We start from the raw sequence: 8,382 nt of genomic DNA, 5'->3' as shown, positions 1-8,382 counted from the left end.
CCGGGCGTCGCGGACGTGCTCGGCTACGGAGCCACGAACACCTTCGAAACAGCGGCTGCCGGCGCCGAGGCGGACGGGGAGGCCATGGCCGCCCTCATGCGCGCCCACGGCGGGGACGTCACCGTGACCGTGGACCCCGCCGAGGGGGAGGCCCTCATGGCCCTGCGCCGCACCGCGTTCCCCGCGCTCGAGCGCCTCGGCACCCCGCTCGTGGAGGACGTGGCCGTCCCGCGCAGCCGCATGGCCGAGATGTTCGCGCGGATCCGTGAGATCGAGGCACGCACCGGCGTCGCCATCCCCACCACGGCCCACGCCGGGGACGGCAACCTGCACCCGATCCTGCTGTTCGGCGCGGCGGCGCAGGTGGGCGGCGCGGCCGAGGACGCCGCGTCGATCCCGGCGGACGTGTGGGAGGCCGCCGGCGAGCTGTTCCGCGCGGGCCTGGAACTCGGCGGCACGCTCACCGGCGAACACGGCGTGGGCCTGCTCAAGCGCGCGTTCCTGCGAGACGAGCTCGGCGACGCCCAGCACGACCTCCAGCAGCGCATCAAGGCCGTGTTCGACCCGCACGGCATCCTCAACCCAGGAAAGGTGTTCACCCCGTGACGCAGCCGACCACCCCCGAGACCCCCGCCGACGCCGGCACGCCGACCCCGTTCGAGGTCGGGCTGCAGCTGCGCTGGTCCGACGAAGACCGCTACGGCCACGTCAACAACGCCCGCCTGCTCACCCTCGCCGAGGAGGCGCGCGTGCGCGCCCTGGCCGCGTGGGCCACGACGACGGCGTCCCCGGACGTCCAGCGCGTCGTGCGGTCCATGGAGGTCCAGTACGAGGCGCCCGTGGTCTACGCCGGGCCCGAGGTGACGGCGCGGGTGTGGATCCTGCGGATCGGCCGGACGTCCTTCACGCTGCGCCACGAGCTGTGGCAGGACGGGCGGCGCTGCGTGCTGTGCGACGCCGTGTTCGTGCAGGTGGACCCGGCGGCCGGGCGGCCCGTGGCCGTCTCCGACGAGGAGCGCGCCGCCTTCGAGCGCGTGCTGATCCCCGCCGAGGACTGACGGGCCGCCGTCGGGCCTGTGGACGGCCTGCCGTCTCGCAGGATCCCGCCGTAGGCTCTGAGGCCATGGAGCAGGACCCTTCCCCGGACGCGCCCGCGCCCTCGGCGGACGTCGAGGCGCTGCGCGGCACCCCCGTGTCCGAGTTGACGCAGCTCACCCCCGCGGCGTCAGGGGCGCTGGAGCGGCTGCGCCGAGACGTCGAGCGCTTCGACCTCGAGTACCGCTCGGCCCTGCTCCAGGTGGAGGCGCGGCTCGAGGTGCTGCGGGACGAGTTCACGCACCTGCACGACTACAACCCCATCGAGCACATCGTCACGCGGGTGAAGTCGCCGGAGTCGATCCTGCGCAAGGCCTCCGCCCGCGGGCTGTCCCTGGACCTGGACGCGCTGCGCACCAACGTCACGGACATCGCCGGGGCGCGCGTGATCGTCAGCTTCGCCCGGGACGTGTACCGCGTGTTCCGCCAGTTCACGCAGCAGCCGGACATCCGGGTGCTCGAGGTGGAGGACTACATCTCCCGGCCCAAGCCCTCGGGCTACCGCAGCCTGCACTGCCTCGTGCAGGTGCCGATCCACCTGTCCACCGGCACGATCCCGGTGACCGTGGAGATGCAGTTCCGCACGAGCGCCATGGACTTCTGGGCCACGCTCGAGCACAAGATCAACTACAAGTTCGACGGCGGCGTGCCCCCGGACATCGCGACCGAGCTCGTGGCCGCCGCCCGCGTGGCTGCGGACCTGGACACCCGCATGGAGCGCCTGCACGACCAGGTGCAGGAGACCGACAGGGACGACGACGCCGCCGCGGCCTGGGAGGACGACGGCGGTCCCGTCTTCGAGGACGAGCCGGCGGCGGGGCCGGGCGAGGCGCGGCCGGGTGACGACGCGCCCGGCGCGTCCACCGTCTGAGCCCCTCCGTCCACACCCGGCGGGCCGCGTGCACAGGGTTCTCCACAGAGTTGTCCACAGGTGTGGATGAGTCACACGCGTGTGATCCAGCAAAGCAGAGCAGGGCGTGACCGCAGGCCAGGGAGGACATGCGGAGGGAGCGGCTGCCGGTAGCCTGAGCCGATGCCCTCCACCGCCGTGCCGCCGCGCGACTCCGGCGCCGCCTCCACCCTGCCCGCCCGCACAGGGCACCGCGGGGTGTCGATCCTGCGCACCGCCGCCCTCGTCCTCGTGGTGGCGGCGTTCGTGTGGCTGGCACTCACCGTGCGCCTGCCCGGCGTGGACGAGCTGCGCGCCCAGCTGGACGGCTTCGGCTGGTGGAGCTGGCTGGCGTTCACCGTGCTGTACGCGGCCGTGGCGCTCACCCCCATCCCCGTGACGATCATGGCGGTCACCGCCGGTGTGCTCTTCGGCGCGATCGAGGGGACGGTGCTGTCCGTCGTCGGAGCCCTGCTGGGCTCGCTCGGGGCGTACGGCATCGCGCGCGCGGTCGGACGCGAGGTGGTCCTGCGCGGGCTCGGCCGCCACGCCGAGACCGTGGAGCGGCGGCTCGAGGACACCGGGTTCCTCGCCCTGCTGGCCCTGCGCGTCGCCCCGGGGCTGCCGTACTGGCCCGTGAACTACGGGGCGGGCGCGCTCGCCGTGCCGCTGGGGATCTTCGCCGGCTCCACCGCGGTCGGCGTGATCCCCGGGCAGCTCTCCCTCGTGGCGATGGGGGCGTTCGCGGTGCGCCCGGGCGTCGTGAACGGCGTGCTGCTCGGGGTGGGCTGGCTCGCCGTGGGCGGTCTGACCCTGTGGGCGGTGCGGCGCTGGCGACGGGCAGCCCGGGCCGCGGAGGGGCCGGCGGGCTCGGAGGGGCCGGAAAGCCCGCGGAGTGGTCAGGACACGCCGTCTCCGCGTGCGCGACGCGGCGTGTCGTGACCACTCTGCGCCGGACGTCAGCCGAGGGTTGTGTACCGCACGCCGAACTTGCTGCTGACCTGCAGGAACACGAGCACGTCCGTGCCGCGCGCGTAGGCGGGCATGCCGTACCAGGTGCGGGGTTCGAGCTCCGGGGCCGCCTCCGTGACGATCCGGTGCACCCCCACCGCCATGGCGCGGTCCTGCTCGGGCATCTCCTCGATCTTCACCAGCAGGTCCTGCAGGGCGTCGGCCTTCTTCCTGCCGCCGCGCTGGGCGCGCAGCTCCTGCGCGCGCTCGGCGATCGCGGCCTGCTCCGCGGCGCTGAAACCGGTGGACTCGCTCACGGTGCCTCCTGGGGTGCGGGGACGGGTCCTGCCCTGGTCTCAGCCCCGACGGCCCAGGCGACCGAGCAGGCGGGTCTGCCGGTCGGCGTCGTCGGCCACGGGGACGGGCTCGCCCAGGATGCCGGGCGTGTAGGCGGCGTCGCCGAACAGTTCCAGCGACTCCTCCACGCAGTCGATCTCCGCGTCCGTGAACCGCGCGTCCACGCCCTGCGAGCGGGCCAGGTCCCAACGGTGCACGATCACGTCGAACGCGTGGAAGCGGATCAACGCCTCGCCCACGGGCATCTCCCCGCGCGCGGTCTTCATGGGCCGCATGATGAACTCCTCGTCACCGGCGAGGGCGGACATGGCGGCGGCGTGCTTGGCCCACTGGGTGGCCAGCTGCTGGCGGGACCCGTCGAAGAGGGGCACCTCCCGGCCCTGGCGGGCGGCGAAGTCGCGCTGGCCGGCGATCACGTGGTCCAGCAGGTCCAGCGCGTCCCAGCCCTCACACGGGGTGGCGGCGTCCCAGTCCCGCACCTCCCGGACGACGGCGGTGAACGGCTCGGCGGCCGCGTTCCAGCGGGCCTCGACCTCGGTGGCGGGGATGGACATGGTGCTCTCCTCAGGGTCGCGGGGTTCTCGGGGCCGCGGCGGGCGACGACGGCGCCGGGCTCGGCTTCTTCGGGCCGCGGATGGACTCGGGGCGGGCCGGGTCCAGGACGGACCGGGGGTCGAAGAACTCCTCCAGCACGGGCCGCTCGCCCGAGACGGCCGCGGCGAGGCTGATGCCGTCCACGTTGATGCGCGAGCCGCGGTAGTAGCCGGGCTCGAGCTGGCCCCACGCCTTGGAGGTGCCGTCCACGAGGAAGAAGGAGCGGTAGCCGAGCTCGCGGAAGTAGCGGTACCGCTCGTTGTCCTCCGTGTACTTGCCGGGCCCGGTGACGTCCGCGCCGAACGGGTAGATGAGCATGTCCGTGGGGCCGAGGATCGGCTCGACCTCCTCGTGCCAGTGCCTCATGTCGAACTCGAGCTCCTCCATGGTCAGCTTCGGCACCGTCCGGTGGCCCCACGTGTGGGAGGCGAACTCCCAGCCGCTGTCCTTGAGCGCGTCGGCGACCTCGGTGGCGGCCGCGACGTCGGCGTCGAACGTGGGGCTGTCCCCGAACTCGCGGGCCGAGGTGCGGTAGCCGAACACGCCGTCGTAGCCGGTCATGGCCAGCACGCCGCGGGCGCCGTTGAGGCTGAAGTCCGGGTGCTCGGCGAGGAAGTCGTCCAGGCGCGGGACGACGTCGAACGCCCCGACGTGCGTGGTGCCCTCGGCGTCCGTGTACTCGTTGCGGACGCGGCCGTCCTCGGCCACGATCAGGCGGTCCGCGAAGCCGTCGCCGTCCATGTAGAGGTAGTACGAGCAGTCGTCCAGGGAGAGGATCAGCGGGGTCCGGCCCTCGGGGACCATGAGGGTCTTCGGGCGCACGACGTCGTCCTCCCCCACCTCGTACAGCTCGTGCGGGGAGACCAGCACGTAACCGCGCTCGTAGACCTGCCGGATGACGGCGTCGAACTCGTCCACCGTGACCATGAAGTCCAGATAGCCGCCGGCCTTGTCGTCGCCGTCGAAGGCGCGGGCCGGGTCCACCACGAGGGAGTGGAAGAACAGGTGCGGAACCCGGGCCACGTCCGACCAGGCCACCGGTTCGCCGGCGGGCGGCGGACCAGCGGGGGCGGCGGAGGTGGGCGCGGACGAGGTCGGCACGGACGACGACGCCGCGTCCTCCCCGTCCTGCCCGCAGGCGGCCAGCAGTCCCGATCCGAGCAGGGCGGAACCGGCCAGGAGCATCTGTCGGCGGGTCGGCTGCGGCACGGGCGGGGGCATCGGGCACCTTTCTCCGGGGGCACCCATCATCCCAAGGCCGCCCGGCCCGGGACCACCCCTGCCGGGCGGGCGGGCGGAGGTGGGAACCGGCCGGGCATGGGAGGCCGGCCGGCGGCGGGGCTCGATCCGCCGTAGACGGCCCAGAGTGGTCACGCGGACGACCCGAGCTCGGCGCGGACCGTGTTCGACCGCTTCGTGTTCAGCAACCACATCCGCAGCTTCAGCGTCGACTGAGCCCCGGCTGGGAGGCGCCTTCGACGCGCGCCGACGCACGCGCCCCTCGCGCCGTGCCGCGTGCCACACTGGCGAGCGTGACCCGACGTCCGGATGCACCGCCCCCGGCCGACCCGCGCACGCGTGCGGCCCTGCGCGCCGTGCTCACGGTCCTGGCCGTGATGGCGGTGCTGTTCGCCGCCGTCGTGCTGACGCTGGCCTACGGACCCGCCCGCTGAACCCGCCCTTCCCCGATCCAGGAGCAGCCATGTCCCCCGCGGACCCCACCGCCGACGTCGCGGCCCGACCGACCGGCCCCGCCGCGGTGGCCGAAGCCTTCGCGGCCGCCTGGAACGCCGCCGACGCCGACGCGCTCGCCGAGCTGTTCGCCGAGGACGCGGACTTCGTGAACGTGGTGGGCGTGTGGTGGAGGCGGCGTCGGCAGATCCGGGTGAACCACGCGCTCGGCTTCCGCTGGATGTTCCCGCACTCGCGGCTCGAGCTCGGGCGCGTGCGGGTGCGGGAGCTCGGGGACGTGGCAGTGGTGCACGCGCCGTGGACCATGACGGGGCAGACCGCGCCCGACGGCGACGAGGCCGGCGAGCGCACCGGCGTCCTGCTGCTCGTGGTGCACCGCACCGAGGCGGGGACGTGGGAGGCGGTGGCCGGGCAGAACACGGACTCCGTGCCCGAGGCGCAGACGCACCTGGCCGACGACGACGGGCTCGCCGCGGTGCACTACCACCCGTCGGCGTGGATCGATCCCGACGAGGACCCGGACGGCCCGGAGGCCTGCTGAGCGGCGACCGGCTCACGCCACCGTCAGCAGCCGCACCCAGTCGTCCTCGACCCGCTCCCCGCCGACCACGAACTGCCGCGCCCCGACCGTCTCGAAGCCGAGGCGCTCGTAGAACCGGTTGGCCCGTGCGTTCTGCGCGTTCGTGCCGAGCCACACGTGCCGGAACCCCAGCCGCCGCAGCCGCTCGACGCCGTCGTGCACGAGGGCCTCGGCCAGCCCGGTGCCGCGCCCCTCGGCGAGCACGTACAGCTTCGAGAGGTGGCCGGCCGGCACGTCGCCGAGCCGCTCCGTGACGGGTGCCTCGGGGGTCGCGGCGGTCTCGTACATGGCGTAGCCGAGCAGGGTCTCCGGGGCGTCGGCCGCGGCGCCCACGAGCACGATCCGCTCCGGGTCCGCGATCCACGCGGCCACGGCCGCCTCGCTCAGGTGCAGCGCGATGTGCGCGTCCACCGCGGCACGCGGCAGCGAGGCCGGGGAGGCGTCCGGGAAGGTGGCCGCGGCGATCGCGGCGATCGCGGGCGCGTCCTCGGGGCGGGCCGGACGGACGACGGCGGCGCGGGGTGCGGAAGTCATCCCCGCTCAGGCCTGCAGCGCGGGGTGCAGGTCCTTCATGCGGAACCGGCGCCGGCGCCGCACCACGAGCACGTCCAGGGCGAGCGCCGCCGCCCCGATGCCCATCAGCACGACCACCGGCACCCAGAAGCGCTGGTCCAGACCGCCGGAGATCGCGTTGCGGAACGCCTCGATGGAGTAGCTCATCGGCATGAACGGGTGCAGCGCCTGGAAGAAGCCGGGCAGCACCTCGGCCGGGTAGGTGCCGCCGGTGGAGGCCAGCTGCAGGATCAGCAGGACCAGCAGCAGCGCCGAACCGGGGGTGCCGAGCGCCGTCTGCACCAGGTGCGCGATGAGGGAGAACACCACGGCCACGAGCACCGTCAGGGCCACGGCCCGCACCGGGTGGACGGGGGCCAGGCCCAGCGGCAGCGTGGCGGCCAGCATGAGCAGGCCGCCGCCCACGGCCACGATGCCCACGGGCAGCCACGCGGCCAGCGCGATCGCCACCGGGTTGCGGCGCCCGGCCAGCAGCCGCCCGCTGATGGGCCGCATGATGTTGAACGCGGCGATGCCGAACACCCACAGCGCGATGGAGAAGAACATCGGCGCCATGCCGCGGCCGTAGACCTCCGCGGAGTTGTCCACCTGCATCACGGCCTCCACCGGCCGGGACATCACCAGGGCGGCCTCGTCCCGCTCGTCCTCGGTCAGGGCGGGGACGCGGTCGACGCCGTCGGAGAGCCCGGAGGCGAGCTCGTGGGCGCCGTCGTCGAGGGTGCCGAGGCCGGTGTGCAGCTCCCCGGCGCCGTCCTGGAGCTGGGCCAGGCCGTCGTCGAGCTCGGTGGCGCCGGACTCCAGCTGGCCCGCACCGTCCTGCAGGGTCAGCGCCCCGTCGTGGAGCGCGGCGTTGCCCTCGGCGAGGGTGGTCGCCCCGTCCGTCAGCTCGCCGAGGCCGGACTGCAGCTCCCCGGCGCCGTCCTGGAGCTGGGCCAGGCCGCCGTCGAGCTCGGTCGCGCCGGAGCCCAGCTGCTCGAGGCCGTCCGCGAACTTCCCGGCGCCGTCGGCGAGGGAGTCGGCCCCGTCCTTCGCCTCACCGATCCCGCCCTGCAGCTTCTCGGCGCCCGCGGCCACGGCGTGGGCGCCGTCGTTGAGGTCCGTCAGATCCGCCTTGGCGGAGGCGGCGACGTCGTCCTCGACGAAGCCCTGGACGCGCTCGTTGGCGGCCGCGGAGGTCGCGGCGGCCTCCTCGGCGCGGCCGGCGACGGCGGTCACCCGCTCGTCCGCGCCGGTGAGCGCCTCCTGGAGCGCGGCGTACTGCTCGGACTCGGCGAGCGTCGGGTCCTCTTCGGCGAGCTCGGCCAGGGCGGCCTGCGCGTCGGCGATGCGGGCGCCCGCGCCGTCCTCGGCCGTGCCGGCCACCTCGGCGACCCGCTGGACGTCCTCGTCCACCGCGGCGACGTCGGCGGCCACCGCGTCCTGCCGCTCGATCACCTGGTCCAGGCCGGGGATCACCGTGTCGTAGAGCTGCTGGGTGCCGTCGGCCACCTGCGTGGCGCCGTCGGTGAGCTCGGCCGATCCGGTCTGCAGCTGGGCCAGCCCGTCGGAGAGGTCCGTGGCGCCCTGACGCAGGGCGGGGGCGTTCTCGGCGAGCTGCCCGGCACCGTCGGCGAGGGCCTGGGAGCCCCCGCGCGCCTGGTCGAGCCCGTCA

11 protein-coding genes are annotated in these 8,382 nt (G+C 74.4%); 6 read left to right on the top strand and 5 right to left on the bottom strand.

Annotated features, from left to right (window positions below; all coding sequences use genetic code 11):
* The 4 genes from D8M29_RS06160 to D8M29_RS06145 form a co-directional block, all read left to right on the top strand.
* The coding region (locus D8M29_RS06160; protein ID WP_305034217.1) for an FAD-binding oxidoreductase at positions 1-606 on the top strand (606 nt) is incomplete at its 5' end.
* The gene (locus D8M29_RS06155) at positions 603-1,058 is read left to right on the top strand and encodes a thioesterase family protein (RefSeq protein WP_060974353.1); all 456 of its coding nucleotides are present in this window, start codon (positions 603-605) and stop codon (positions 1,056-1,058) included. The genes D8M29_RS06160 and D8M29_RS06155, both read left to right, overlap by 4 nt.
* A 65-nt stretch (positions 1,059-1,123) precedes the next feature.
* A complete protein-coding gene (locus tag D8M29_RS06150; protein ID WP_036314511.1) occupies positions 1,124-1,966 on the top strand; it encodes a GTP pyrophosphokinase family protein in 843 nt (280 codons plus the stop codon).
* 162 nt (positions 1,967-2,128) lie between these two features.
* Complete coding sequence (locus D8M29_RS06145) at positions 2,129-2,926, top strand: TVP38/TMEM64 family protein (protein ID WP_020624722.1); 798 nt, start codon at positions 2,129-2,131, stop codon at positions 2,924-2,926.
* 17 nt (positions 2,927-2,943) lie between these two features.
* On the opposite strand, the gene D8M29_RS06140 is transcribed toward D8M29_RS06145, so the two are convergent.
* The 3 genes from D8M29_RS06140 to D8M29_RS06130 are packed head-to-tail and all read right to left on the bottom strand — an operon-like array spanning position 2,944 to position 5,107.
* Positions 2,944-3,252, bottom strand: coding sequence for a hypothetical protein (locus D8M29_RS06140; RefSeq protein WP_036314546.1), 309 nt, complete (start codon positions 3,250-3,252; stop codon positions 2,944-2,946).
* A gap of 39 nt (positions 3,253-3,291) precedes the next feature.
* Complete coding sequence (locus D8M29_RS06135; protein ID WP_036314513.1) at positions 3,292-3,846, bottom strand: TIGR03086 family metal-binding protein; 555 nt, start codon at positions 3,844-3,846, stop codon at positions 3,292-3,294.
* A 10-nt stretch (positions 3,847-3,856) separates the two neighbouring features.
* Complete coding sequence (locus D8M29_RS06130; protein WP_036314515.1) at positions 3,857-5,107, bottom strand: polysaccharide deacetylase family protein; 1,251 nt, start codon at positions 5,105-5,107, stop codon at positions 3,857-3,859.
* A 311-nt stretch (positions 5,108-5,418) separates the two neighbouring features.
* Here D8M29_RS06130 and D8M29_RS13790 point away from each other — a divergent pair, with 311 nt between their 5' ends.
* Together D8M29_RS13790 and D8M29_RS06125 are read left to right on the top strand one after the other, a co-directional pair.
* On the top strand, positions 5,419-5,559 hold the full coding sequence (locus D8M29_RS13790; RefSeq protein WP_017488522.1) for a hypothetical protein: 141 nt from the start codon (positions 5,419-5,421) through the stop codon (positions 5,557-5,559).
* Positions 5,560-5,588: 29 nt separating this feature from the next.
* A complete protein-coding gene (locus D8M29_RS06125; RefSeq protein WP_036314517.1) occupies positions 5,589-6,119 on the top strand; it encodes an SgcJ/EcaC family oxidoreductase in 531 nt (176 codons plus the stop codon).
* A 12-nt stretch (positions 6,120-6,131) separates the two neighbouring features.
* Here D8M29_RS06125 and D8M29_RS06120 read toward each other — a convergent pair whose 3' ends face one another.
* Together D8M29_RS06120 and D8M29_RS06115 are read right to left on the bottom strand one after the other, a co-directional pair.
* Entirely contained in the window at positions 6,132-6,692 is a 561-nt protein-coding gene (locus tag D8M29_RS06120; RefSeq protein ID WP_127445850.1) for a GNAT family N-acetyltransferase, read from the bottom strand.
* Between the two features lie 6 nt (positions 6,693-6,698).
* The coding region (locus tag D8M29_RS06115) for a YhgE/Pip domain-containing protein (RefSeq protein WP_127445849.1) at positions 6,699-8,382 on the bottom strand (1,684 nt) is incomplete at its 5' end.

The sequence above is a fragment of the Micrococcus sp. HSID17227 genome, from assembly GCF_003989405.1.
Taxonomy (GTDB): Bacteria; Actinomycetota; Actinomycetes; order Actinomycetales; family Micrococcaceae; genus Micrococcus; species Micrococcus luteus.
The sequence above is the reverse complement of the archived record's forward strand: the minus strand, read 5'-3'. Positions and strand labels throughout refer to the sequence as shown.